The sequence below is a fragment of the Microbulbifer variabilis genome (assembly GCF_052468405.1).
The window spans coordinates 2,755,446-2,780,521 of the sequence record NZ_CP174343.1 but is presented as its reverse complement, the minus strand read 5'-3'; the positions used below and the strand labels follow the sequence as shown (position 1 = coordinate 2,780,521).

Annotated in this window: 22 protein-coding genes and 1 pseudogene; 16 read left to right on the top strand and 7 right to left on the bottom strand. The window is 51.7% G+C overall.

The annotated features are described in order from the left end of the window. Positions 1-22: 22 nt before the first annotated feature. The 7 genes from dapE to map all read right to left on the bottom strand — a co-directional run bounded on the left by dapE (position 23) and on the right by map (position 8,133). A complete protein-coding gene (gene dapE / locus ACJJJB_RS12745) occupies positions 23-1,156 on the bottom strand; it encodes a succinyl-diaminopimelate desuccinylase (RefSeq protein WP_445365008.1) in 1,134 nt (377 codons plus the stop codon). A gap of 90 nt (positions 1,157-1,246) precedes the next feature. Next, the gene (gene dapD / locus ACJJJB_RS12740) at positions 1,247-2,278 is read right to left on the bottom strand and encodes a 2,3,4,5-tetrahydropyridine-2,6-dicarboxylate N-succinyltransferase (RefSeq protein WP_353376527.1); all 1,032 of its coding nucleotides are present in this window, start codon (positions 2,276-2,278) and stop codon (positions 1,247-1,249) included. A gap of 9 nt (positions 2,279-2,287) precedes the next feature. After that, positions 2,288-2,641, bottom strand: coding sequence for an ArsC family reductase (locus ACJJJB_RS12735; protein ID WP_444901183.1), 354 nt, complete (start codon positions 2,639-2,641; stop codon positions 2,288-2,290). 2 nt (positions 2,642-2,643) lie between these two features. After that, complete coding sequence (nth, locus tag ACJJJB_RS12730; RefSeq protein WP_020413531.1) at positions 2,644-3,312, bottom strand: endonuclease III; 669 nt, start codon at positions 3,310-3,312, stop codon at positions 2,644-2,646. A 53-nt stretch (positions 3,313-3,365) separates the two neighbouring features. Continuing rightward, complete coding sequence (gene dapC, locus ACJJJB_RS12725) at positions 3,366-4,538, bottom strand: succinyldiaminopimelate transaminase (RefSeq protein ID WP_020413530.1); 1,173 nt, start codon at positions 4,536-4,538, stop codon at positions 3,366-3,368. 29 nt (positions 4,539-4,567) lie between these two features. Beyond that, positions 4,568-7,279 carry a [protein-PII] uridylyltransferase gene (locus ACJJJB_RS12720; RefSeq protein WP_020413529.1) on the bottom strand — a complete coding sequence of 904 codons (2,712 nt, stop codon included), beginning with the start codon at positions 7,277-7,279 and terminating at the stop codon, positions 4,568-4,570. 83 nt (positions 7,280-7,362) lie between these two features. Next, a complete protein-coding gene (gene map / locus ACJJJB_RS12715; RefSeq protein WP_282952839.1) occupies positions 7,363-8,133 on the bottom strand; it encodes a type I methionyl aminopeptidase in 771 nt (256 codons plus the stop codon). A 305-nt stretch (positions 8,134-8,438) separates the two neighbouring features. Between map and rpsB the strand changes: the two genes are divergently transcribed. The 16 genes and pseudogenes from rpsB (at position 8,439) to rnhB (ending at position 25,074) form a co-directional block, all read left to right on the top strand. Continuing rightward, the gene (gene rpsB, locus ACJJJB_RS12710) at positions 8,439-9,185 is read left to right on the top strand and encodes a 30S ribosomal protein S2 (RefSeq protein ID WP_020413527.1); all 747 of its coding nucleotides are present in this window, start codon (positions 8,439-8,441) and stop codon (positions 9,183-9,185) included. Positions 9,186-9,298: 113 nt separating this feature from the next. Then, a complete protein-coding gene (tsf, locus tag ACJJJB_RS12705; RefSeq protein WP_020413526.1) occupies positions 9,299-10,162 on the top strand; it encodes a translation elongation factor Ts in 864 nt (287 codons plus the stop codon). A gap of 161 nt (positions 10,163-10,323) precedes the next feature. Continuing rightward, positions 10,324-11,061: a UMP kinase gene (gene pyrH, locus ACJJJB_RS12700; protein ID WP_020413525.1), complete on the top strand. Its 738-nt coding sequence runs from the start codon at positions 10,324-10,326 to the stop codon at positions 11,059-11,061. Continuing rightward, positions 11,058-11,615 carry a ribosome recycling factor gene (gene frr, locus ACJJJB_RS12695; RefSeq protein WP_020413524.1) on the top strand — a complete coding sequence of 186 codons (558 nt, stop codon included), beginning with the start codon at positions 11,058-11,060 and terminating at the stop codon, positions 11,613-11,615. Before pyrH ends, frr begins: the two co-directional genes overlap by 4 nt. Further along, positions 11,615-12,364, top strand: coding sequence for a polyprenyl diphosphate synthase (gene uppS / locus ACJJJB_RS12690; protein ID WP_020413523.1), 750 nt, complete (start codon positions 11,615-11,617; stop codon positions 12,362-12,364). The genes frr and uppS overlap by 1 nt, the downstream gene beginning before the upstream one ends. Before the next feature lie 126 nt (positions 12,365-12,490). Beyond that, the gene (locus ACJJJB_RS12685) at positions 12,491-13,336 is read left to right on the top strand and encodes a phosphatidate cytidylyltransferase (RefSeq protein ID WP_020413522.1); all 846 of its coding nucleotides are present in this window, start codon (positions 12,491-12,493) and stop codon (positions 13,334-13,336) included. Between the two features lie 122 nt (positions 13,337-13,458). Next, positions 13,459-14,643 carry a 1-deoxy-D-xylulose-5-phosphate reductoisomerase gene (gene ispC / locus ACJJJB_RS12680; protein WP_020413521.1) on the top strand — a complete coding sequence of 395 codons (1,185 nt, stop codon included), beginning with the start codon at positions 13,459-13,461 and terminating at the stop codon, positions 14,641-14,643. 57 nt (positions 14,644-14,700) lie between these two features. Then, positions 14,701-16,056 carry an RIP metalloprotease RseP gene (gene rseP, locus ACJJJB_RS12675; RefSeq protein ID WP_353376532.1) on the top strand — a complete coding sequence of 452 codons (1,356 nt, stop codon included), beginning with the start codon at positions 14,701-14,703 and terminating at the stop codon, positions 16,054-16,056. A 114-nt stretch (positions 16,057-16,170) separates the two neighbouring features. Beyond that, positions 16,171-17,397: pseudogene (gene bamA, locus ACJJJB_RS12670) on the top strand (outer membrane protein assembly factor BamA); the annotation flags it as partial. Positions 17,398-17,509: 112 nt separating this feature from the next. After that, positions 17,510-20,095: an outer membrane protein assembly factor BamA gene (gene bamA, locus ACJJJB_RS12665; RefSeq protein ID WP_282952842.1), complete on the top strand. Its 2,586-nt coding sequence runs from the start codon at positions 17,510-17,512 to the stop codon at positions 20,093-20,095. A 70-nt stretch (positions 20,096-20,165) separates the two neighbouring features. After that, the gene (locus ACJJJB_RS12660; protein ID WP_020413517.1) at positions 20,166-20,681 is read left to right on the top strand and encodes an OmpH/Skp family outer membrane protein; all 516 of its coding nucleotides are present in this window, start codon (positions 20,166-20,168) and stop codon (positions 20,679-20,681) included. A 13-nt stretch (positions 20,682-20,694) separates the two neighbouring features. Continuing rightward, positions 20,695-21,756, top strand: a complete 1,062-nt coding sequence (lpxD, locus tag ACJJJB_RS12655) for a UDP-3-O-(3-hydroxymyristoyl)glucosamine N-acyltransferase (protein ID WP_444946374.1) — start codon at positions 20,695-20,697, stop codon at positions 21,754-21,756. 85 nt (positions 21,757-21,841) lie between these two features. Beyond that, positions 21,842-22,279 (top strand): 3-hydroxyacyl-ACP dehydratase FabZ, encoded by a 438-nt coding sequence (gene fabZ / locus ACJJJB_RS12650; protein WP_020413515.1) that lies wholly within the window; start codon positions 21,842-21,844, stop codon positions 22,277-22,279. 122 nt (positions 22,280-22,401) lie between these two features. Then, complete coding sequence (lpxA, locus tag ACJJJB_RS12645; protein WP_020413514.1) at positions 22,402-23,181, top strand: acyl-ACP--UDP-N-acetylglucosamine O-acyltransferase; 780 nt, start codon at positions 22,402-22,404, stop codon at positions 23,179-23,181. Positions 23,182-23,293: 112 nt separating this feature from the next. Then, the gene (gene lpxB / locus ACJJJB_RS12640; RefSeq protein WP_282952845.1) at positions 23,294-24,460 is read left to right on the top strand and encodes a lipid-A-disaccharide synthase; all 1,167 of its coding nucleotides are present in this window, start codon (positions 23,294-23,296) and stop codon (positions 24,458-24,460) included. Beyond that, a complete protein-coding gene (gene rnhB / locus ACJJJB_RS12635) occupies positions 24,457-25,074 on the top strand; it encodes a ribonuclease HII (RefSeq protein ID WP_282952846.1) in 618 nt (205 codons plus the stop codon). The genes lpxB and rnhB overlap by 4 nt, the downstream gene beginning before the upstream one ends. Positions 25,075-25,076: the final 2 nt, after the last annotated feature.

Below are 25,076 nucleotides of genomic sequence, written 5' to 3'. Positions count from 1 at the left end.
ATTATCGTCTGCGGCAGTAAGCTCAGGTTAGAAGCTCCCTAAGTACTTCCCGATAGATTTCCTTGAGTATATCCAAATCGTCGGCTTTTACTCTCTCATCAACTTTGTGAATAGTGGCATTGACCGGCCCCAGCTCCACTACCTGCGCTCCTGTTGGAGCGATAAAGCGGCCATCGGAAGTGCCCCCTGCCGTCGATAATTCTGTTTCTTTTCCTGTAATTTTTTGAATCGCTTGCTCTACAGCGTGGACCAGTGGACCCTCGGCAGTGAGGAAGGGGTGCCCGGACAAATTAAAGTTCGCTTCATATTTTAAGTTGTGCTTATCCAGGATTGCTCGGGCACGGGCCTCCAGTTCTTCGGCGGTGGATTCTGTAGAAAAGCGCCAGTTACAGAGCAGATCCACCTCACCGGGAATCACATTGGTTGCTCCTGTACCTCCGTTGATATTGGAAACCTGGAAGCTGGTGGCTGGGAAAAATTGGTTGCCCTGATCCCACTCTTCTGCGGCCAGTTCAGCGAGAGCTGGGGCCAAATTGTGAATTGGGTTTTCCGCCAGATGTGGATAGGCCACATGTCCCTGCACACCGAAGACTTTTAATTCAAGGCCCAGGGAGCCGCGCCTTCCATTTTTGATAATATCGCCGACGCGCTCGCTGCTGGAGGGCTCACCGACAATACAGCAGTCTATTTTTTCTCCCTGCTCTTCGAGCCACTCAACGACTTTGACTGTGCCGTTGATTGCCGGCCCCTCTTCGTCGCTGGTGATCAAAAAGGCGATGCGACCGCTGTGATCGGGGTGCTGATGGATAAACTCCTCACAGGCCACCACTATTGCTGCCAGTGAACCCTTCATATCGGCCGCGCCGCGACCATACAGAAAGCCATCGCGGATTTCGGGTTCGAAGGGTGGGCTGCTCCAGTTTTCCTCCGGCCCGCTCGGCACGACATCGGTGTGTCCGGCGAAGGCGAGCAGTGGGCCTTTGCTTTGCCCGTTGCGCACCGCCCAAAAATTATCGGTATCGCCACGGCGCAGCTTTGCCACTTTGAACCCAATTTTTTCCAGTCGCTCAATCATCAGGTCCATACAGCCTGCGTCCTCGGGGGTTACGGAGCGACGGCGGATAAGGTCAAAGGCCAGTTGCAATGTGGGGGTCACGGAGTAATCCTTTTAGTCAATAAGGTGCGCTATTATCGGAATTTATGCAGGCGAAGAGTGGGCGGGGTCGGGGCCCCGCCGAGTCAGGTCTTAATTGCTGTGCAGTGCTGCATTCAACTCAATGGCACTCTTATTCGTTAAACATTCAACGGCGCCATTGGTGGAATTTCTGCGGAACAGGAGGTTGGATTTTCCGGCCAATTCCCGCGCTTTGATGTACTCGACCAGTTTGCCGCTGTCGTCCAGTAGGGCCACCTTAGTTCCGGCGGTGATATATAAACCCGCTTCCACAGTGCAGCGATCTCCCAGGGGGATGCCGATACCGGCATTGGCTCCCAGCAGGCAGTTGTCGCCCACAGAAATCACTATGTTCCCACCGCCGGAGAGGGTACCCATAGTGGAGCTGCTGCCACCCAGATCGGAGCCCGCGCCGACAAATACGCCGGCCGAGATGCGGCCTTCGATCATGCCCGGTCCCTCGGTGCCCGCGTTAAAGTTGACGAAGCCCTCGTGCATGATCGTGGTGCCCTCGCCGAGATAGGCGCCGAGGCGCACACGCGCGGTGTGGGCGATACGCACTCCCGTAGGTACCACGTAGTTGGCCATCTTGGGGAACTTGTCGATGCAGGAAACTTCCAGGTGCTCTCCTTTTAAGCGCGCTTCCAATTGTCGCTGTGGTAGTTCCTCCAGGTCGATGGCTCCCTGGTTGGTCCAGGCAACATTGGCTAATTTACCGAAGATGCCATCGAGATTAGTTTCGTGGGGTTTTACCAGACGATGGGAGAGTAGATGCAGTTTCAAGTAGGCTTCGGGAAGCGATTGTGGTGCTTGGTCAGTGGAGAGTACTACCGCCGCCAGAGGCCGCTGGGTGATAGTAAATTGTTGCAGGATGTCTGCTTGATCGTTGGCACCCAACTGGCGCAATTTCTTTTCCAGGGGATGCAGTTGGGCTGGGTCCAGAGAAAGGCTGTAGTTGCCTTCGCCGATCTTCAGGGTTTCCTTGATTACAGCAGCTACACCCGTATCGGGCTTAAACAGAGGCCTGGGGTAGTAGACTTCCAGCCATTCCCCCTTATTGTTACAAGTGCCTACGCCAAACCCAATACTGTAAATATCGCTCATATTTTCCTCCTAGTTGGATTTGCTGGCGAGTTGGGCGAATTCGGTCTCTTTAAAACCGAAATGGGTGTTGTTACCGCTGGTGGTTACCGGGCGTTTGATCAGTGTTGGGGTTTCGCTGACCAATGCTAGGGCGATGTCATTATTCATGCTGTTTTTCTGGTCGTCAGTAAGTGCGCGCCAGCTGGTGGAACGGCGGTTTAGTACTTCCTGCCAGCCGAAATTTTCCAGCCAGTCTTTAAGGGGTACATTATCCATTCCATCTTCTCGGAAATCGTGAAATTGATAATCAACCCCATTTTTTTCCAGCCATTTACGGGCTTTCTTTACAGTGTCGCAGTTTTTAATTCCGTACAGAGTAATCACAGTTACGCCTTTTTGGTTTTCTTGGGATTTTTGCGGTTGGGATAACAGGTAGTGCAGATTTCGCATACGGTGCCATCACAGCCTCGTGCGGAACAGTATTCCCGGCCGTAGAAAATAATCTGCAAATGTAACTTATTCCACTTTTCCTTGGGAAACAGCCGCTTCAGATCCTTTTCAGTTTGGGTAACATTTTTTCCGCTAGTGAGCCCCCAGCGCTGGGCAAGTCGGTGAATATGGGTATCCACCGGGAATGCCGGATGTCCAAATGCTTGCGACATCACCACACTGGCGGTTTTATGGCCGACACCGGGCAGGGTTTCTAGTGCAGCCATATTTTCAGGTACTGCGCTATGGTATTCATTGACCAGAATTTGCGACAGTTTACTGATGGCCTTGGATTTCTGCGGGGACAGGCCACAGGGGCGGATGACCTCTTGGATTTTTTCCACCGGTACCTGTGCCATGCCTACCGGGTTGTCTGCCAGCAACCAGAGTGCGGGCGTTACCTGGTTGACGCGCTCATCGGTGCACTGTGCCGAAAGTAATACGGCCACCAGTAATGTGTAAGGGTCTTTGTGGTCAAGGGGGACCGGAGTTTCCGGGTAGAGTTCTTCTAGGCGCTGTAGAATAAAATCCACTCGCTCCTGTTTTAGTAAGTTTTTTACTGCCATTCTTTGTTGTGCCTGGGGCTCCGGGATGTATTTTTTGTGTCCGAGTGTTTGTGCTAGCTGCAAAAGGTTTTGATGCGCCGAGCGGCTTCCACGCACTCCTCAAGCGTCGCTACCAGGGCCATGCGTACGTATTCACTTCCCGGGTTTAAGTGCTCGTTTTCGCGTGCGAGGAAGGCGCCTGGCAAAACGGTAATGTTCTGCTGGCAAAATAGCTCGCGGGCAAAACTCTCTCCATGACCGACGCGCGGCCAGAGGTAAAAGCTTGCCTGAGGGAAACTCACTTCGAGGCAACCATCGAGAATATCAAGTACCGCATCAAATTTCTGTTGATAGAGTGTACGGTTTTGTCTTACATGCTCTTCATCCTGCCAGGCTGCGATGGACGCATACTGGTTTGGCAGAGGCATAGCGCAGCCGTGGTAAGTGCGATAGAGCAGAAATTTATCCAGCAGTTGCGCGTCGCCGGCTACAAACCCCGAGCGGAGGCCGGGCAGGTTTGAGCGTTTGGAAAGGCTGTGAAATACCACACAGCGGCGATAATCGTTGCGGCCGAGATCTTTGCATGCCTGCAGTAATCCGGTGGGTGGTGATGCTTCATCGAAATAGATTTCTGAGTAGCATTCATCTGAGGCGATAGTGAAATCGTAGCGATCAGCAAGCTGGATCAGTTGCTGTAAATCTGTTACTTCCAACAGCGCGCCAGTCGGGTTTCCCGGTGAGCAGATATACAGCAGTTCGCATTGTTGCCAAACTGACTCGGGGATGGAGGCAAAGTCGGGTTTGAAGCCGTTGGCCTTCACACAATTTATAAAATGTGGCTGAGCACCGGCAAGCAGTGTTGCGCCTTCATAGATCTGGTAAAAGGGGTTGGGCATAAGCACTTTACTGCCCGGTGTCACTATGGCTTGGGCAAAAGCGAATAGCGCCTCGCGGGTACCGTTTACTGGTAGCACCTGAGTTTCCGCACATAGCTGGTCCAGGTGGAAGCGTTTGCGCAGCCATTCTGCGATTGTCACACGCAGTGATTCCAGTCCCTTTGTGAGCGGGTAGGAGGAAAGCTTGTCCAGGTGTTGAACCAGCTTACCGCGGACAAAACCGGGTGGGGCATGCTTTGGTTCACCAATAGAGAGGGCAATATGCGGCTTGTCTGCTGCCTCCAAGCCCTCTTTCAGCGCTTGCAGTTTAGTGAATGGGTAGGGCTGCAACTTTTCCAGGTTGGGGTTCATAGCAGTCTCATACGCTCTCTCAATAGTTATTAGTGCGGTGTGGTGTGGTCGTCCAGTTCCCGGCAGATTGCCTCTTCCAGTGAGCGATTGATCTCGTTGTCACAGAGAGCTCGTCCCTCTGCATCGGTAATATGGAAAATGTCTTCCACTCGCTCGCCGAGCGTGGAAATTTTAGCGTTGTGCAGGCGCAGGTCATGGGCGATAAAAATACGCGCAATACGGGCCAGCAAGCCGGGCCTGTCGGCACTGGTTATTTCCAGGGTGCTATACAGGTCCCCGGGTTCGGCTGATAGGTGCGCCTGGCTCTCCAGTTCAAACATTTTTAGGCGGCGGGGGGTGCGACGCTGGATCACCTTGGAGTAGTCCTCCACCAGGGCCAGCTCCTCCTGCAACGTAAGCCGAATTTGCTGTAGTCGCTGCGGTTCGTCAAGCAGGGGTTGGCCGGACTCATCCAGTACGTAGAAGGTGTCCAATGTGTATCCGGAGGCGGAATTATAAAGTCGGGCGTCGTGCACACTTAAGTTGAGCATATCGAGTCCGGTCACAGCGGCGGCAAAAACATTGGCCCGGTCGGGAGTGTATACGAATACTTGGGTGGCACCGTCGTGCTCACCGGGGCCGGAATTGCGGGTCAACACCAAGGTGTCGCTTTGCTCCAGGGGGGCATTGCTGTGTAGCTCATGGATAGCGGCAGTGTGCCAGGTAATGTTGTCTGCACTCTCGCGTACAAAATAGTCCTCGCCCATCTGTGCCCAGATATTAACTACTGAAGCTTCGGGCAACCCCATTGCCTGTAGCTTTTCTAAAGCAAGGCTGCGGGTTTCCTCGATAATTTCTTCCCGATCTATAGGGTTTTCCAGGCCGCGGCGCAGGGCATGTTGGGTAGCTTGGTAGAGCTGACGCATCAGGCTCGCGCGCCAGCTGTTCCACAGCTCCGGATTGGTGGCATTGATGTCGGCCACTGTGAGTGCGTATAGGTAGTCGAGATGCTCGCGGTCACCAACTTCGCGGGCGAAAGCATGTACTACTTCGGGGTCGCTGATGTCCTGTTTCTGGGATACCTGGCTCATCAATAAGTGTTTTTCTACCAGCCAGCAGACCAGTCGCCGGTCGCGGGCGGGCAGTTGGTGTCGCTGGCAGAATTCAGTTGCATCTACTACTCCCAGCTTGGAGTGGTCGCCGCCGCGGCCTTTGGCAATATCGTGGTAGAGGCCCGCGATATAAAGCAACTCTGGTTGACGCATGCGACCTAGTATGTCCGCAGCGATGGGAAATTTTTCCCTCGCTTCTGGACTGCGGAAACTGCGCATATTGCGCACTACCTGCAAGGTGTGGGCGTCTACGGTGTAAATGTGGAAAAGGTCGTGCTGCATCTGACCGGTAACACGTCCAAACTCCGGTAGATATCGCCCTAGAATTCCGTAACGAGTCATGCGCGATAACTGCGTGGATAGCCCCCGCGGGGAACGTAATAACTGCATAAACAGTTCGCTGTTGGCGGTATTTAAACGGAAGTCTCGGTCGATCAAATGCCGGTGTTCGCGAATCAGGCGGATAGTAGAGGCGCGCACCCGGGTGATCTGCGGATTTCTCGCCATCAGTACAAAAATTTCCAGCAATGCTGAGGGGTACTGGCTGAAAACCTGTGGGTGAGTAACTTCAATCGCACAACCGCGAAGCTGGAAGCGTTCGTTAATGGGGGTGATATCCTGCTCGCCGCCGGGTGCCAGAATTGCTTCGCCGAGATATTGGAGAAGTACATCGTTCAGTTGGCGCAGTGCCATTACAGTGCGGTAGTAGCTGTGCATAAACTGCTCTACCGCCAGTTGGTTATTACTGTCCTTGTAACCAAACTGATTTGCCAGCTCCCTTTGGTAATCAAACAGCAGGCGTTCCTCCGCACGCCCGGCAAGCAGGTGGAGTCCATAGCGAACACGCCAAAGAAAACTCTCGCCAGACTGGAGGATGGCAAACTCCTCCTCAGTAAAAAAAGCCTTGCCTTGCAACTGTTTAAGTGTGCGCACCCGAAAGAAGTACTTGGCGACCCAGGCGATGGTCTGGATGTCGCGCAATCCCCCGGGGGAGTTCTTTATGTTGGGCTCGAGAATATATTCCGCCGCTTGTTGGCGGTTGTGGCGCTCTTCCTGCTCAGCGAGTTTTGCGTGGAAGAAGTCTACAGTGGACCATAGTTTGTTGCGCTCTAAAGAGGATGCCAGGTGTTCTCCTGGTGCGGCATCGCCAACCACCGTACGCGACTCTGTGAGGTTGGTCATCACGGTTATATCTTGGGCGCCAAGTTCCAGGCACTCCTCGACACCACGTACCGAGTGGCCGATATCCAAGCCCAGGTCCCAAAGGAGTGCCACAAAGCGCTCAATATTGTCGATTGTCTTCGAGTCCGAGCGGCCATTAGTAAGTATTAACAGGTCGATATCTGAGTGAGGGTGTAGCTCACCACGTCCATAGCCGCCGACTGCGAGCAGCCCTGTGCCGGGTTTCCATTCGTACTGATGCCATGCGTAGTGCAGTAAACAGTCCACGAATAGGGCTCTTTCATGAATCAGAGTGTTTACATCTTCGCCCTCGCGAAACCGCTCTGTCATCTGATGCTCGGCAGCGCCGACGGCATCCTTAAAAACTTGCAGGGGTGGCTTTTCGCCGGCGGCTAAATCTCGGCGAAATCTGGCCTGATCAAAGAAAAATAGAGGCCGTTCAAAGTGGGGGATGTGGGCCGGCTGCATGGGCGGAGTCCATTTGACTGTGTCCCGCCGCTTGGCGGCGGGTCTTTGCATCTTTTACTGAGGGCGCAAGCTAGGCGCACGGGCTAAAACTGTTCCTCACTGCGGGCGGTTAAAACCTCAACACCATTGCTGGTGACCGCCATAGTGTGCTCCCACTGGGCGGACAGGCGGCGATCTTTGGTGATTGCAGTCCAGCCGTCGCCGAGAACGCGGGTGGCGGCTTTGCCGGCATTGATCATTGGCTCAATGGTAAAGGTCATGCCCTCCTGCAGCACTTCGCCGGTTCCAGGCTGGCCGTAGTGCAGAATTTGAGGCTCCTCATGGAATACATCGCCGATACCGTGACCACAGAAGTCACGCACTACGGTGTAGTAGTTTTTCTCGGCATGTTGCTGAATCACATGGCCAATATCGCCAAGGGTAGTGCCTGGACGCACAATCTCTATAGCTTTGTACATGCACTCCTGAGTTACCCGCACCAGCCGCTCGGCATGTGCGGCTGGCTTGCCAACAAAGAACATCTTGCTGGTATCTCCAAACCAGCCATCTTTGATCACGGTGACATCAATATTGATGATGTCGCCTTTTTTTAGCACTTTACTTTCGGAGGGTATGCCATGGCAGACCACTTCGTTGACAGATGTACAGATGGACTTTGGGAAGCCGCGGTAGCCGAGGCATGCGGGTATGGCCTTTTGCACGTTAACGATGTGTTCATGGCAGCGCCGGTCCAGTTCTTCCGTAGTGACACCGGGAACGACATGCTCGCCAATCATCTCCAGGACCTCTGCTGCGAGGCGGCCTGCGATACGCATCTTGGCAATCTGTTCCGGGGTCTTAATGGCTGAAGTCATGCGTGTCCTTAGGTCAGTAGTTGAAGGCGGGCTGTACCCACCGCGGCGCGATATTGTAGCGGATTGCCGGCGGCTGGGCATAGCTCACAGGCATGGAGGCGCTGCGTGCGTTGGACACAACCCCTGCGCGCCAAATTCTCGACTGTCCTTCACTCGGGTGCTGGATTGTGGTATAAAGCGCGCCGCTCCGGGATGCTCCCGGGGTGAAAATGCCGCACACGCATCGGCACATGTGTCTGGGTGCCTCAGAAGGGGTTGACGCATGGGATGTGTGGAGGACTAACCCGTATATTTAGAGGTTTATTATGCCGCAAGTAAGCATGCGCGATATGCTGCAGGCTGGTGTTCACTTTGGTCACCAGACTCGTTACTGGAACCCGAAGATGGGTCAATACATCTTTGGTGCCCGCAACAAAATTCATATCATCAACCTGGAGCACACTGTACCGGCTTTCAATGAAGCCCTGCAGGTGATCAAGGGGATGGCTGCTCAAAAGAAAAAGATTATGTTTGTTGGCACCAAGCGTGCTGCACAGAAGTCTATCAAAGAGCAGGCTGAGCGCTGTGGCCAGCCATATGTCAGCAACCGCTGGCTGGGTGGTATGCTCACCAACTATAAAACCATTCGCGCTTCCATCAAGCGTTTCCGCGACCTGGAAGTTCAGTCCCAGGACGGTACTTTCGAGAAGCTGACCAAGAAAGAAGCCCTGATGCGTACTCGCACCATGGATAAGCTCGAGCGCTCCATCGGTGGTATCAAGGATATGGGCGGCCTGCCCGATGCGATCTTCGTAATCGATGTTGAGCACGAGCGCATTGCTATCCAGGAAGCCAACAAGCTGGGCATCCCCGTAATTGGTGTTGTTGATACCAATAGCGACCCGATTGGTGTTGACTACGTAATTCCCGGTAACGACGACGCTATTCGCGCGATCAAGCTGTACACCACTGTTGTAGCCGATGCGGTTCTCGCCGGTGCAGCTGAAGCTGGCAGCGCAGTGAATAAAGACGAGTACGTCGAAGCTAGCGATGACGAAGCTGCTGCAGAGTAATTTGCAGGGCGAAGTGGTGTAACCCAATAGCGTTACATTGCGAACTCAAAAAGGGGCCCAAATTACGGCCCCTTTTTTCTAATTTTTAGTGACAGAACCCCGAGGAAAGAATCATGGCGATTACCGCGTCTATGGTAAAAGAACTGCGTGAGCGCACCGGCCTGCCAATGATGGAGTGTAAGAAAGCACTCACCGCAGCGGATGGCGATATCGAGAAAGCAATCGAAGATCTGCGCAAAGCCTCTGGCCTGAAGGCTGCAAAGAAAGCTGGCCGCACCGCTGCCGACGGCGTTGTTGCCGCTAAAGTTGCTGAAGATGGCAGCTTCGGTGTGTTGATCGAGGTGAACTCTGAAACTGATTTCGTTGCCCGTGACGATAACTTCCAGGCTTTTGTTGCCAAGGTTGTTGATAAGGCATTTACTGAGCGCCAACAGGATGTCGCTGCCCTGATGGAAGGTGAGCTGGAAACTGCTCGCGAAGCACTGGTTCAAAAGATCGGCGAGAACATTGGTGTGCGCCGGATCGAGCTGGTTGAAGCCCCGGTCGTGGGTGCCTATGTACACTCCAACAATCGTATTGCGGCTCTGGTCGCTCTGAGCGCTGGTGAGGTTGAGCTGGCAAAAGACGTCGCCATGCACGTAACCGCAGTTAACCCTCAGGTAAACAAGCCGGAAGATATGCCTGCCGACGTTCTGGAAAAAGAGAAGGATATCATCAAGGCCCAGCCAGATATGGAAGGCAAGCCGGCTGAAATCGTAGAGAAGATGATGGGTGGTCGTATCAAGAAGTTCCTGAAAGAGAACAGCTTGGTAGAGCAGCCGTTCGTTAAGAATCCAGACGTGAGCATTGGCAAGCTGGTTAAAGATGCCGGTGCTGATGTAACTTCTTTCATTCGCTTCGAAGTGGGTGAAGGTATCGAAAAAGAAGAAGTTGATTTTGCAGCGGAAGTTGCCGCTCAGGTTAAATCCTCTTCCTGATCGAATAATGTGGGTGCCTCGGTACCCGCTCACGGTGGGGTGCTTCCGCTGGGGGTCTTATGCCTACAGCGGGGCACCCCTCTGTGTAATTGACTGAAAGTGTTGTAATGTTCGGCGGCAATACTTGGCCACTAAACAGGTACATTTGAGAGGACCGACGAATGCCCGGTATTAAAGACCGCAAATATAAAAGAATTCTGTTAAAGCTCAGTGGCGAAGAGCTGATGGGCGACCAGGGCTTTGGTATCAGCCCCAAGGTGCTGGATAAGATGGCCCTGGAAATTGGCCAGCTCGTCGGTATTGGTGTTCAGGTTGGTTTGGTTGTGGGCGGGGGTAACCTGTTTCGCGGAGCGGCACTGAGTGCTGCGGGCCTTGATCGGGTAACCGGCGATCATATGGGAATGTTGGCCACGGTGATGAATGCCCTGGCCCTGCGCGATGCCCTGGAGAGATCCGATATCTCTTCGCGAGTTATGTCCTCAATCCAGATGAGTGGCATTGTGGATCACTATGACCGCCGCGCAGCAATTCGCTATCTGGAGCGTGGCGAGGTGCTGATTTTTGCTGCGGGAACTGGCAATCCGTTTTTTACCACGGACTCTGCAGCCTGTTTGCGCGGGATTGAAATTGAGGCTGAGCTGGTATTGAAAGCCACAAAGGTGGATGGTGTTTACTCGGCTGATCCGGTCCTGGACCCGAGTGCAACTCGCTATGATCAGCTCACCTATGACGAGGTTCTGGATAAGAAGCTAGGCGTAATGGATTTAACTGCAATCTGCCTCTGCCGGGAGCACAACATGCCTGTGCGGGTGTTCCGCATGGATAAGACCGGGGCGCTGCTCAATATTGTTGTGGGCGGTGAGGAAGGCACGCTAATCGAAGAGGAAGTGAAATCGTGATTGAAGATATCAAAAAAGACGCTAAGACTCGTATGGGCAAGGCGCTCGACGCACTGGCCAATAATTTCAATAAAATTCGCACCGGCCGCGCGCACCCGAGTATTCTCGACGGTATTCATGTTTCCTACTACGGCTCCGATACTCCACTGTCTCAGGTTGCCAACGTCACTGTTGAGGATGCGCGTACCTTATCGGTAACTCCCTGGGAGAAGAATCTGGTTCCGGATATCGAGAAGGCAATCATGAAGTCCGATCTGGGTCTGAATCCCAGTACTGCCGGAGCGGTTATTCGTATTCCGATGCCGATGCTGACCGAAGAGACTCGAAAGAACTTTATTCGTCAGGCTCGCGGCGAGGCTGAGACTGCGCGTGTATCTATCCGCAATATCCGTCGTGATTCTTTGGCGGAAGTGAAGTCCCTGGTAAAGGACAAAGAAATCTCTGAGGACGACGAACGTCGTGCTGGCGATGATATTCAGAAGATTACAGATCAGTTTGTTGCGGATGTTGATAAATCACTCGCAGTCAAAGAAAAAGACCTGATGGAAATTTAATGAGCATCGGTGGTACCGAGCTGACTAGCCCCAGGCATATTGCCATCATCATGGATGGCAATGGTCGCTGGGCCGCCCGCAGGGGGCTCGCTCCCTCAGCGGGCCACAAAGCCGGAGTCGAGCGTATTCGCGATCTCCTTTCTGCGTGTAGGAGCCGCGGGGTTGAAGTTCTGACATTGTTCGCCTTTTCCAGTGAGAACTGGCAGCGCCCGCCCAAAGAGGTGGAGCTCTTAATGAGCCTGTTTCACTCATATTTGCGCAAAGAGGCCCGTCGTATGTGCGATGAAGGTATTCGTTTGCGGGTGATTGGGCGTCGCGATCGTTTCTCCCCCCGATTACAGCGTGCAATAGCTGAAGCGGAGGAGATTACTCGAGAGGGTAGTCAGGGTAACTTGGTTATTGCTGCTGACTATGGCGGGCGTTGGGATATTACTCAGGCAGCACGCCAATTAGCGGAACAAGTGTTAAAAGGTGAACGCTCGCTCGATGCTATCGACGAAGAGGCAGTCGGTAGCAATATACAACTCGCCGATTTGCCTGCGGTGGATCTGCTGATAAGATCCAGTGGAGAGCAACGTATCAGCAATTTTATTTTATGGCAGGCCGCCTACAGCGAACTCTATTTTACAGATACACTGTGGCCTGACTTTGGTGAGGCCGCTCTGGATGCGGCAATTGCGGCATTTCAACAGCGCGATCGTCGTTTCGGCGGCCGGGCTGGCGAAGGGGACACGGCTGCGCAGGCCTGATTGATATTGGGCCGGAGGCGCGGCTATTTTTTTGCCTGTGTGAAATTTAGGAATACTACACCGGGGTATTCCGGGTCGCGAGAAGAGTGCGATCTGAAATGCGGGTCCAGATGAAAGGGGTTTTCGGTGCTAAAACAAAGAATAATTACTGCGCTGGTATTGCTGGTACTGTTTGCAGGGGTGCTATTTTTTCTGCCGATACAGTGGTATACGCTGGTTTTTGTCGCTGTAGTATTGCTGGGCGGCTGGGAGTGGGCCAATCTTTCTAATCTGAATCGCGCTCTGCGTTTCGTTTTTCTCGCATTACTGGGTGGTACTCTTGTTCTAACCGCACAGTATGTATTTTCTATGGAGTTTGCTTCACCGGATATAGATCGAGCCCGTCAGATATTGGCGGTGGCCTGCGGCTGGTGGGCTCTTGCTTTCCTTTGGGTCCAGAGCTACCCCGCCAGCGCTATGCTCTGGGGCAATCGCTGGGTGCGCGGTATGGTGGGACTGTTGGTTCTTGTGCCCAGCTGGCTCTCTCTTGTGATTCTCCGAGGACTTGATCACGGTGCCTGGTTGGTGCTCTATGTAGTCGCTATTGTTGTGGCGGCAGATGTGGGCGCTTATTTCGTAGGACGCAAGTACGGTAGACGCAAACTGGCGCGCGAAGTCAGCCCAGGCAAATCTTGGGAGGGCTTTTTTGGTGGTCTTGGGGCATGCCTGATCCTTGCACTTGGGACCTCATTCTTATTTGCACTGCCTTTAAAGAACACTCTTCTCTTTACCTTTGGTGTCCTTGTCACTGCTCTTGCTTCTGTAATAGGCGATCTCCTGGAAAGTATGTTCAAGCGACACCGGGGTATCAAGGACAGCAGCCATATACTACCAGGGCACGGGGGGATTATGGACAGGCTCGACAGCCTTTCCGCTGCTCTGCCGGTATTTACTATGGCCGCTCTCGCCAGTGAGTTACCCAAGTATCTGTAATGGGCTCATTTGCCCTTTTGAACTCTTTTCCGGTGTTATGTCATTTTGTTCGCACTGCCTCAGGTTGGCGAGGTGCGAGTGGAGTGATGGCGCCAACAGTTTCCCAGGTTTAGCGAGCGCTCATGCAAGGTAATTCCCCACAGGCGGTAACCGTACTAGGCTCCACAGGCTCAATCGGAGTTAGTACGCTGGATGTACTTGCCCGCCATCCGCAGCAGTACTCAATATTTGCCTTGACCGCCAATGAGAGAGTGGCGGAGCTAGCTCAGCAGTGCCGCAGATTTAATCCCCGCTATGCCGTGGTTAACGGTGCTGAAAAGGCTGAAGACTTACGGGCGCTGCTAGCAGAGGGAGTGGATACTGAAGTGCTATCGGGTGCTGAGGGCCTATGTCGGGTAGCCTCAGAGGATGAGACTGATGTGGTGATGGCGGCAATCGTCGGTGCTGCCGGCTTACGCCCGACACTTGCGGCGGTTGAGGCTGGGAAAAAAGTGCTGCTCGCCAATAAAGAGGCGCTAGTTATGGCTGGCCCTGTATTCCTGCGAGCCCTGCATGCCAGCGGCGCCCAGTTGTTACCTGTGGACAGTGAGCACAACGCAATTTTCCAGTGTTTACCATCTCCGTGTGAGAGCTTGGAAGAGGCGGGTGTGGAGAAAATTTTACTTACAGGTTCCGGGGGGCCTTTCCGTACACGCGATACCGGCGATCTATATAAGGTGACACCAGACGAAGCTTGTGCACACCCAAATTGGTCCATGGGGCGGAAGATTTCGGTGGATTCCGCCACCATGATGAACAAGGGGTTGGAATTTATTGAGGCCTGCTACCTGTTCAATGCACGACCGGAGCAAATTGAGGTGGTGGTGCATCCGCAGAGCATTATTCACTCTATGGTCCAGTATAGGGATGGATCACTGCTTGCTCAGATGGGGAACCCGGACATGCGTACGCCAATAGCCCATGCTCTAGCTTTTCCTAAGCGGATTGATGCCGGGGTGCCTGCTCTCGACTTAATTACTCAGGGGCGGTTGGATTTTGAAGCCCCTGACTATCAACGCTTTCCTTGCCTGCGCCTGGCCCAGGAGGCTATTGACATGGGAGGAAGTGCGCCTACGGTGCTGAATGCAGCAAATGAAATCGCGGTTGAGGCGTTTTTACAGGGGCGCATTGCGTTTACTAGTATTGCAGCTGCTATAGAAAAAGTGATGAATAGCACTGCGGTAGTTGAACTGACGGGGCTGGACGCAGTCGAAACCATTGATCTCAATGCGCGGGAGCTGACTGAGCGAACCCTTGGGGCGCTCTAATAAGTCGGTAGGCGTATAATGCCGGGGTTTGCGCATGAAAAGAGACTGTAACTGAGTATGGATTTAATTCAGACGGCAATCTGGGCCTTGGTGGCTCTCGGTGTACTGGTATCCTTCCACGAGTTTGGACACTTTCTTGTAGCACGTCTCTGTGGAGTCAAGGTGCTGCGTTTTTCCGTGGGCTTTGGCCGCCGCCTCATTTCCCGTTATGACCGCCACGGTACAGAATTTACTATTTCGGCTATTCCTCTTGGCGGTTACGTCAAGATGCTTGATGAGCGGGAGGGCAAAGTTGCCAGTCATGAACTGGATCATGCTTTCAATCGCAAGAGTGTCTGGGCGCGAATGGCAATTGCTGCTGCAGGGCCGGCCGCAAACTTCCTATTGGCAATAGTACTCTTTTGGGTAGTGTTTATGGGGGGCAGTGCCGGCCCAGTACCCATCATTAGCGCGGTAAAACCCGGAAGTATCGCCGAGGTAGCAGGGCTGGAGTCCGGTCAGGAAATTATTGCCGTCGATGGTCAGAGCACACCAACCTGGCAGGCTCTGAATTGGCGCTTAGCGAATCGCCTAGGCGACAGTGGAAGCATCGAGTTTTCCGTGCGCTATCCAGATTCCAATCTTGAGTACCAAATGGTCGCGGATATCAACCGCTGGCTATCAGGCAAAGAGGTAGCTGACCCGCTGTCTGAGGTGGGTTTGGAGCTCTGGACGCCGCCCGTGAGTATGAAACTTCACAGTGTTTCCGAGGGGAGCCCTGCCAGTGCCGCGGGGATTCGCCCCGGAGATGAGATAGTGGGAACTGATGGGCGGGCCTTTTCCGGTTGGAAAGAGTGGAGTGAATATGTTCGTGCCCGCGCCGGTGTGCCTCTCCAGGTAGAGGTTGATCGCCAGGGGCAGCGCTTGGCGCTTTCGGTAACTCCAGCAGAAGTGGCACTGGATAGCGGTGAGCGAATCGGCCGTATAGGAGTTAGCCCTATAACTGAGCGCTGGCCGGAGGAGCGGGTGCGGGTTTTTCACTACGGAGTTCTGGGGGCTTTTTCAAAGGGTTTACAGGAGACCTGGGATAAAACTGTATTCACCCTGAATAGCTTGAAAAAGTTGATATTTGGTCAACTTTCAACCAAAAACTTGAGTGGTCCAATCACCATTGCTAAAGTGGCGGGTACTTCTGCAGAAGCTGGATGGCAGTCATTCTTGTCACTTTTGGCCCTGCTCAGTATCAGTCTCGGTGTACTCAATCTGCTACCTATTCCGGTACTCGATGGTGGTCACCTTCTTTACTACGGTATTGAGGCGATCAAGGGCTCTCCTGTTTCTGAGAGGGTTCAGATGATCGGGCTGCAGGTAGGTATGGCTCTCGTGCTCTGCATTATGGGGCTTGCGCTATACAACGATATTTTGCGCTTGTAATTTGAGAAAAAATTCTGACTCACCGATTGGATGTGAAAAATTGTGCTTGGGATAGGGAGCTCTCTTGTAATGCTGAAACTCCTGAATTGCAGTTAGTAAGGCCTGGAATAGTAGATGAATTACTTCCTGAAAGCGGTCTCCCTCGGCCTGATGCTGGCAGTGAGTGCTATGGCACAGTCGTTCGTGGTCAGCGATATCCGTGTGGAGGGATTACAACGCGTTTCTGCAGGCACAGTTTTCTCGGAACTTCCGGTGCGCGTCGGCGATGAACTCGAAGCAATGGAAGTCCAGGGCTTAACGCGTGCGCTATTTCGTACCGGTTATTTTGAGGATATTCAGATAAGTCGTGAGAACGATATCCTCGTTATTATTGTTCGGGAGAGGCCTGCTATCTCCAGTATCGAGATAAATGGGAATAAAGCGATTGCCACAGAAGACCTGCTGAAAGGTATGGAGGAAAATGGTCTGGCTGAAGGGCACATCTTTAAGCGGGCAACTCTCGAAGGCTTGGCTAAGGAGCTTGAGCGTCAGTATGTGGCCCAGGGCCGTTATGGTGCCAATGTGGAGGCGGAGGTGAAGGAGTTACCGCGCAACCAAGTGAAACTTCGCGTAACCGTTGATGAAGGTTCTGTTGCAGCAATTAAGCATATCAACATCGTCGGGAATCGGGTTTTTTCAGATGAGGAGCTTAAAGGGATCTTTGAGTTGCGGACTACCGGTTGGCTATCCTGGTTGCGCAGAGATGACAAATATTCTCGTGAAAAGCTGACTGGCGACCTGGAGCGCCTACAGTCTTATTACTTGGATCGCGGGTATTTGGGATTTCAGATTGATTCTACACAAGTATCCCTGAGCCCGGACAAGAAGAGCGTGTTTATTACAGTCAATATGACTGAAGGCGATATTTATACAGTTGGTGAAGTGGAACTCGCTGGCGATCCGGTAGTACCTGAGGAGGAAATCAGGCGTCTATTGCTAGTGCGTGAAGGAGAGACATTCTCCCAGGTGAAAATGACTACAACTTCTGACTTTATTGCACAGCGACTGGGTAATAAAGGTTACGCTTTTGCGGATGTAAATGGTATTCCTGAGGCGGATAAAGAAGATAAGACGGTAAAAGTTACCTTCTTTATCAATCCGGGTAAGCGCGTTTACGTACGGCGTATTAGTTTTCGCGGAAATACTCGTACAGCGGATGAAGTGTTACGTCGAGAGTTGCGCCAGATGGAATCTGCTTTAGCTTCTTCCGCCCGTATTGAACAATCCAAAGCGCGTCTCGAACGCCTTGGTTACCTCAAGGTTGTAGAAGTTAAGACCGTTGAGGTACCTAGAACCTCAGACTAGATTGATATCGAATGGACGTTAGAGGAAAACCCTCAGCTGTTGGGGGAAACGGGGCACTAATCGGTGCCATAACTTCTGGATTGCGAATAAAAAGACCTGGAATTAGTAGATGAAAGATTTCCTGAAAGCGGCCTCCCTCGGCCTAGTGCTGCCACTGAGTGCTTTAGCACAGTCGTTCGTGGTCAACGATATCCGCGTGGAAGGATTACAACGTGTCTCTGCCGGCACAGTTTTCTCTGCACTGCCAGTTAGGGTGGGAGATGAAATCGAGTCTGTTGAGATTCAGAGTGCAACCAGGGCACTGTTTCGTACAGGGTATTTCGAGGATATCCAGATAGGTCGCGAGAATGGCGTCTTGGTAGTGACTGTCCGGGAGCGTCCGGCCATTTCAAAAATAGAGATTACTGGCAACAAGGCAATTTCAACTGAAGATCTGTTGAAGGGCATGCATGACAACGGTTTGTCGGAAGGGCAGATCTTTAAGCGCGCTACCCTCGAAGGGCTTGCCCAGGAGCTTGAACGCCAGTATGTGGCTCAGGGCCGCTATGGTGCCAGTGTCAAAACAGAAGTGAAGGAGCTGCCACGCAATCAGGTTGAGCTCCGAGTGATCGTTGATGAGGGATCTGTCGCTGCGATTAAGCACATCAATGTTGTAGGAAACAAGGCTTTCTCCGACGAGGAGCTTGCAGAGATTTTTGAGCTGCAAACAACCGGTTGGCTGTCCTGGTTGCGCAGTGACGATAAGTATTCCCGAGAGAAACTGACAGGTGACTTAGAGCGCCTGGAGTCTTACTACCTGGATCGCGGCTATTTAGATTTTCAGATCGATTCCACCCAAGTTTCTCTGAGCCCTGACAAGCAGAGCGTTTTCATTACTGTCAATGTAATTGAAGGTGATGTTTACACGGTTAGTGATGTAGAGCTTGCGGGTGATCCGGTAGTAGGGGAAGAGGAAATCAAGCGCCTACTTCTGGTGCGGGAAGGGCAAACATTCTCTCAGGTGAGAATGACAACAACTTCAGATTACATTACCAAGCGGCTTGGCAACGAAGGCTACACCTTCGCCGAGGTGAATGGTATTCCCGAGCCAAACAAAGAAGAAAAGACGGTAAAAATCACCTTCTTTATTAACCCAGGCAAGCGCGCTTATGTACGCCGTATTAGCTTCCGTGGGAATACGCGTACCGCTGACGAGGTATTGCGTCGTGAATTGCGACAAATGGAATCGGCTTCGGCTTCTTCTGCCCGTATCGAGCAATCCAAAGTGCGCCTTGAGCGTCTTGGTTATTTCAAGGGGGTAGAGGTTGAAACTACAGAGGTTCCGGGTACCTCGGATCAGATTGATGTTGAGTATACTGTTGAGGAGCAGCCCTCTGGCTCTATTGGAGGCACCCTAGGCTGGGCCCAGAGCAGTGGCCTCGTTCTCGGGGCAAATATCCAAGAAAATAACTGGCTGGGCACGGGTAAGTCGGTAGGAATCGGGTTGAATGTATCTACCTATCAGACAGCACTTAATTTTTCTTATGCAGACCCTTACTTTACGCCGGATGGTGTTAGCCGTGGGTTTAATGTCTTCTTCCGTGAGAATGATTACTCAGAGGTAAACCTCTCAGACTACAACACCACAACTTACGGTGGCGGGGTAAGCTTTGGTTATCCTGTTTCAGAAATTTCCCGAGTGGGGTTGAATGTTGGTTTTAGCCACTTGGAGCTTTCTGCCTCAAGTAGCTCGGTTCAGGAAATAAGCTCTACTCCCCAGCCGGTTGCTGGAGTTAACGGAGTAATTACCGAACAAGAGGCAGATGAGGTAGTCGCTGCATTAAACTCTGATCAGACCCTTGATCTTGCGATGCCACTTACTGATGGTTTGTTTGGTGCGGATGGTTTTATCGATCGTTATGGAGATGCATTTAATAACCTTACTTTGACTGCTTCCTATGCCCGCTCAACTTTGAACAGGGGCATATTGGCTACTAGGGGAGCCTCACAAAATTTCTCAGCAGAGTTTACGGTTCCAGGTAGTGACTTGGAGTACTATAAATTTGTTTATACCGGCCAATATTTCCGTCCTCTCACTAAGAGCTTAACGCTACGACTGCGTACGCGCTTGGGGTATGGGGATGGGTATGGCGACCTGGATAAGCTTCCTTTCTTTGAGAATTTTTATGCGGGTGGCTTTGGCTCAGTACGAGGGTTTGAACGTAATACTTTGGGTCCGCGCTCTACACCCGCTGCAACTTATCAACCTTATACTTACGAAGTATCGGAAGGGAATTTTGTCTCCGGTTTTGCTCCTTGTGCAACTGAAAATGGAGAGGTTACCCAGTCATGCTATTTGATAAATGATGATGGTACCTTGGATACCACTCCAATAGATGATGCCGATCCATTCGGAGGTAATATTTTGATTGAAGGTAGTGCTGAAGTAATCTTCCCATTACCTTTTATCAAGGATCAGCGCTCCTTGCAGTCTGCCTTCTTTATTGATGCGGGTAATGTTTTCGATACCAATTGTGATGAAACCCAGATCAACTGTTACGATGTGGATTTTGGCAAGATGAATGTTTCTGCAGGTGTGGGCTTGACTTGGGTGACAGGCTTTGGTCCCCTGACGTTTAGTTTGGCTAAGGCCCTGAAGAAAAACGAGGATGATGATGTGGAAGTGTTCCAGTTTACTCTGGGTAATAGCTTCTGATTTCATTAGGAAAAATTAAATTAGGCGCGTTAAAAGCGCATATAAAATAAAATCAATTGGAGAGACCAAAGTGCTTAAGAATGTAAAAGTTATTGCAATCCTGCTGGCCGGTATCACCTTGTCTGGAGCTGCCTTGGCGCAGACCAAGGTAGCTGTATTTAACCTGCAGGCTGCGATCATGAGCACCGACGTAGCCAAGACAAAGGTCAATTCTTTGAAGACCAGCTCTGAATATTCCAAACTGCAAAGTAGTGCAGAATCTATTCGTTCCGAACTGCAGAAAATGGCTGAAGATGCACAGAAAAACAGTGTCACCTGGTCCGATGAGCAGAAGACCGAGTATCAGCGTAAAATGAATTTCAAGCGCTCTGATTTTGAGACTACGGTCAAAAAGTTGCGTGCGATGGAGGCTCAGGTCGGTCAGGAAATCCAGGGCTCCCTTGGCCCTAAAGCCAAAACTGCACTGGAAGCAATTATTAAAGAGCAGAAACTGGACTTGGTTCTTGATGCCTCTACCGCCTACTTCGCAAACCCTGAAGTTGATCTAACTCAGGATGTCGTAAAGCGCATGAACGCAGCCAAGTAAGTATTATCCCTGTATGAGACACAATTTGTCCTTGGCCCAGCTCGCACTAGAGCTGGGCGCTGAGTTGCGTATGGCACCAGATGTCAGTCAAGACCAGGAAATTAGCAGCCTTAACACCCTGCAGGATGCCGTGTCTGACCAACTGACCTTCCTGGCAAATCCCAGTTATCGTCGCTTCCTTAAAACCACTAGCGCTGGAGCGGTATTGGTTACAACTGAATTTGTCGATGAGTGCCCGGTTTCCACCCTGTGCGTGGATAACCCCTATTTGGCTTTCGCACGTGCAAGTGCCTTATTTAATACGGCACCAGAAGCTGAAGCCGGTGTGCATCCAGCAGCGGTAATTCACCCAAAAGCTACGGTTGATCCCTCGGCCAGTGTGGGTGCTGGCGCTGTTGTGGAAGCTCATGCATCAGTAGGTCCCCGCGTTACTGTGGGAGCCAACTGCTTTGTGGGGGAGGGAAGTATTCTTGAGGAGGGGAGCTGCCTCTACGCTGGTGCTATCGTGCATCACGGCTGCAGGGTTGGGCGGGATTGTATTATCCACAGCCAAGTAGTGATCGGCGCTGATGGTTTTGGCTTTGCACCCCATAAGGGAGAGTGGATCAAGATCTATCAGCTCGGTGGAGTCGATATTGGTGATGAAGTTGAAATTGGAGCCAATACTTGTATTGACCGGGGAGCTTTGGGCGATACGGTAGTGGGTCGCGGAGTCAAGATCGACAATTTGGTTCAAATCGCGCACAATGTGCGAATTGGTGACTACTCAGCCATAGCCGCCTGTACCGGTATAGCAGGCAGTGCAATCATCGGAAAGCATTGCGCTCTGGGTGGCAGTTCGCGTATTGCGGGGCACGTAACGGTAGCTGATGGCTGCCAGGTTACGGCCAATACTTTTGTGACCAAATCCATTGATAGCCCGGGCATTTACTCCGGTGGTTTGCCATTCTCTGATAGCCAATCCTGGCGTCGCAACGCTGTGCGTTTTGGGCAGCTGGATAAAATGGCCCGCAAAGTGAAGGACTTGGAAAAGAAGTTGGATGAATTGTCCCGTCGAAGCGGCAAGAATGAGTAGTCCAGCCGGTAAGAATTGATCAAATATTGTTTTTGTTGTTTTCGGGGCGTTTAACGCCCCGAAGTGGTTTCTGGGGGCGTTTAGAATGATGGATGTATGTGAAATTCGCGAGTATCTGCCGCATCGTTATCCATTTTTGTTGGTAGACCGGATCGTGGAGTTGGAGGAAGGGAAATATATTAAAGGCTATAAAAATATTTCTGTGAACGAAGAGGTCTTTAATGGTCACTTTCCACAGATGCCAATCTTTCCCGGTGTTATGATCGTCGAGGCCATGGCTCAGGTATCTGGGATACTAGGGTTTAAGACTTTTGGTAAAAAGCCTGAAGATGGTTATTTATATCTGTTTGGCGGTGTCGATAAAGCGCGCTTTAAGCGTCAGGTAATACCCGGTGATAGACTGGATCTAGAGTCTGAGGCTGTTTCTGTACGCCGAAATATCTGGAAGTTTGCCTGTAAAGCCAGTGTGGATGGTGAGCTGGCAGCTTCAGCGGAATTGCTGTGCGCTGTAAAGAAGGTATAGAACCCAGAACCCCTGCGCATTGATTGATCGGCTAGATGCTTAGCTTTCTTCAAAGTCCCAGTTTCGCTATTTATTTGATGCTGTAGTGCCTAGATTTCACTACCTGAGGAGTAGATTCCAGAATGCAGACAAATATCCACCCCACAGCTATTGTCGATCCGACAGCTGTTATTGGTTCCGGGGTGAGTATCGGAGCCTATTCCATTATTGGAGCTGGCGTCGAGGTTGGTGATGCCTGTGATATCGCATCACATGTTGTTTTAAGTGGGCCCACTAAGTTGGGGAAAAATAACCGGATCTACCAATTTGCTTCTGTAGGTCAGGACACACCCGATAAGAAATACCGTGGTGAGGAAACCACCCTCGTTATCGGCGATAGCAATGTTATTCGGGAAGGTGTCACTATCCACCGTGGAACAGTGCAGGATCGTGGAGAAACTACGATCGGAAATGATAACCTGATTATGGCTTACGCTCACATTGGGCACGATAGCGTCGTGGGTAACCACACTATATTGGTTAACAATGTGGGTCTTGCCGGTCATGTGATTGTTAAGGACTGGGCTATTCTCAGTGGTTACAGTTTAGTCCACCAGAACTGCACCGTTGGCGAGCATGCTTTTTTAGGAATGGGTGCTGCTATTGGTAAAGATGTCCCTGCCTATGTCATGGTCGCTGGGAATCCTGCAGAAGCCAAAACCATTAATGCTGAGGGGCTGAGGCGCCGGGGCTTCTCTCGTGATGATATTTCATTGATCAATAAGGCTTACAAAACGGTCTATAGGCGTGGTCTTACTTTGCAGGAGGCACTGCAGGCTCTAGCTGAGTTGCGCGAGCAGTCTCCCGTGATTCAGCCATGGATAGATTCTTTGCAATCCTCTTCTCGCGGTATCGTTCGCTAACCTCGGTTATTTGGGGAGCTTTAATCTTTTGGGCTCTCCAAGTTAGTCTTTGCGTAGTTTGCGCGATTTATACATATAAAGGGTTGCTCCCAAGTAGGAGGGGTTTTTAGGCGTGTCACAAAATAATAAACCGGTGCGTATTGGTATTGTTGTTGGTGAGGCTTCGGGAGATATTCTTGGGGCAGGTCTGATGGCTGCATTGAAAAAACGCCTCCCTCAGGTTCAGTTTGAAGGCATTGCGGGTCCACGAATGTTGGCCCTTGGTGCGGAATCTCTTTTTCCCATGGAGCGCCTCTCGGTAATGGGATTGGTTGAGCCTTTAAAAAGGCTACCTGAGTTGTTAAAGATCCGCCGATCGTTACGTCAGCATTTTTTAGATAATCCGCCAGATCTTTTTATTGGTATTGACTCCCCCGATTTTAATCTATCTCTTGAGGAGTCTCTCAAAGTAGAGGGAGTGCGGACTATGCATTATGTCAGCCCATCGGTTTGGGCTTGGCGTCGTGGCAGAATTAAAAAGATTGCCCGAGCGGTAGACCATATGCTGACGCTATTACCATTTGAGGCAGACTTTTATCGGCAGAATCAGGTTCCCGTGACGTTTGTCGGGCACCCTTTAGCGGATGATATTCCCTTACAAGTGAGTAGTATTGCCGCGCGTAAAGAGCTGGGATTTAGTGAAAGCGATAGGGTAATAGCCTTGTTGCCGGGTAGCCGTGGTGGTGAGGTGCGCTTGCTGGGCCCTTTGTTTTTACAGACTGCCCGCTGGTGTCACCAGCGCAATGCCGACCTGAAGTTTGTGCTTCCAGCGGCGAATGAGCAGCGCCTGGCTGAGTTGCAAGAACAGCTGAAGGACTTTCCAGGTCTTCCGGTAACATTGTTAGAGGGAGACTCTCATAAAGCGCTGAGCGCTGCAGATTCTGTGCTAATCGCTTCGGGAACCGCGACATTGGAAACAATGCTGTTAAAGAAGCCCATGGTGGTTGCCTATAAATTGGGTCGAATCTCTTATGTAATTGTTTCTCGAATGCTACACACTCCTTGGGTTTCTCTGCCCAACCTATTAGCTCAGCGGGAGCTGGTTCCAGAAATACTGCAGAGTAATGCTACTGCAGAGAATCTTGGGGCGGCTTTAATGCGTTATTTTGAAGACCCATTACTCGGAGATCAGCTACACAGAGAGTTTGATGACCTCCATCAGCAGTTGCGCCGAAACGCCTCTGAGCGCGCTGCAGATGCTGTTTGTAGTCTGTTGGATTCGACTGGAAATCAATTATGAGCGCTAAAAAAGAGCTTCCTCCCTATGTGTGTACTTACCAGGGAGATTTACTTGCTGGTGTCGATGAAGTGGGGCGCGGTCCTCTGGCGGGAGATGTTGTTGCTGCGGCAGTAATTCTGGACCCTGCCAAGCCAATAGTGGGATTGGCAGACTCAAAAAAGTTAAGTGAAAAGAGGCGGGAGCAGCTTTTTGGGGAGATTAAAGAGCGTGCCCTGAGTTATTCCATAGCTCGCGCCACAGTGCAGGAAATTGATCAAATCAATATCCTGCAAGCTAGTTTGCTGGCTATGCACCGGGCGGTAGAACAATTGGCAGTGCAGCCGGAATTTGTTCTGGTGGATGGTAATAAGAAGCCAAGTTGGGGTTATCTCTGCGATACAGTGGTTCAGGGGGATAATCGAGTCGCGGCGATTGCAGCGGCCTCTATTCTTGCCAAAGTAACCCGAGATAGGGAGATGGTGGTGCTGGATATGGAGTACCCCGGGTATGGAATGGCCGGGCACAAAGGCTACCCTACCAAGGCCCATTTGCAGGCACTGCAAGAGTTGGGGCCGAGCCCTGTTCATCGGGTGAGCTTTGCCCCAGTAAAGCGGCTATTGGTGGACTTCGCCTAATA

Excerpts from the sequence above, each read along its gene's own strand:
- dapD (WP_353376527.1), bottom strand. The coding sequence starts at position 2,278 with ATGAGCGATATTTACAGTATTGGGTTTGGCGTAGGCACTTGTAACAAT.
- nth (WP_020413531.1), bottom strand. The coding sequence starts at position 3,312 with ATGGCAGTAAAAAACTTACTAAAACAGGAGCGAGTGGATTTTATTCTA.
- dapC (WP_020413530.1), bottom strand. The coding sequence starts at position 4,538 with ATGAACCCCAACCTGGAAAAGTTGCAGCCCTACCCATTCACTAAACTG.
- ACJJJB_RS12720 (WP_020413529.1), bottom strand. The coding sequence starts at position 7,279 with ATGCAGCCGGCCCACATCCCCCACTTTGAACGGCCTCTATTTTTCTTT.
- map (WP_282952839.1), bottom strand. The coding sequence starts at position 8,133 with ATGACTTCAGCCATTAAGACCCCGGAACAGATTGCCAAGATGCGTATC.
- rpsB (WP_020413527.1), top strand. The coding sequence starts at position 8,439 with ATGCCGCAAGTAAGCATGCGCGATATGCTGCAGGCTGGTGTTCACTTT.
- tsf (WP_020413526.1), top strand. The coding sequence starts at position 9,299 with ATGGCGATTACCGCGTCTATGGTAAAAGAACTGCGTGAGCGCACCGGC.
- pyrH (WP_020413525.1), top strand. The coding sequence starts at position 10,324 with ATGCCCGGTATTAAAGACCGCAAATATAAAAGAATTCTGTTAAAGCTC.
- uppS (WP_020413523.1), top strand. The coding sequence starts at position 11,615 with ATGAGCATCGGTGGTACCGAGCTGACTAGCCCCAGGCATATTGCCATC.
- ispC (WP_020413521.1), top strand. The coding sequence starts at position 13,459 with ATGCAAGGTAATTCCCCACAGGCGGTAACCGTACTAGGCTCCACAGGC.
- rseP (WP_353376532.1), top strand. The coding sequence starts at position 14,701 with ATGGATTTAATTCAGACGGCAATCTGGGCCTTGGTGGCTCTCGGTGTA.
- bamA (WP_282952842.1), top strand. The coding sequence starts at position 17,510 with ATGAAAGATTTCCTGAAAGCGGCCTCCCTCGGCCTAGTGCTGCCACTG.
- lpxD (WP_444946374.1), top strand. The coding sequence starts at position 20,695 with ATGAGACACAATTTGTCCTTGGCCCAGCTCGCACTAGAGCTGGGCGCT.
- fabZ (WP_020413515.1), top strand. The coding sequence starts at position 21,842 with ATGATGGATGTATGTGAAATTCGCGAGTATCTGCCGCATCGTTATCCA.
- lpxA (WP_020413514.1), top strand. The coding sequence starts at position 22,402 with ATGCAGACAAATATCCACCCCACAGCTATTGTCGATCCGACAGCTGTT.
- rnhB (WP_282952846.1), top strand. The coding sequence starts at position 24,457 with ATGAGCGCTAAAAAAGAGCTTCCTCCCTATGTGTGTACTTACCAGGGA.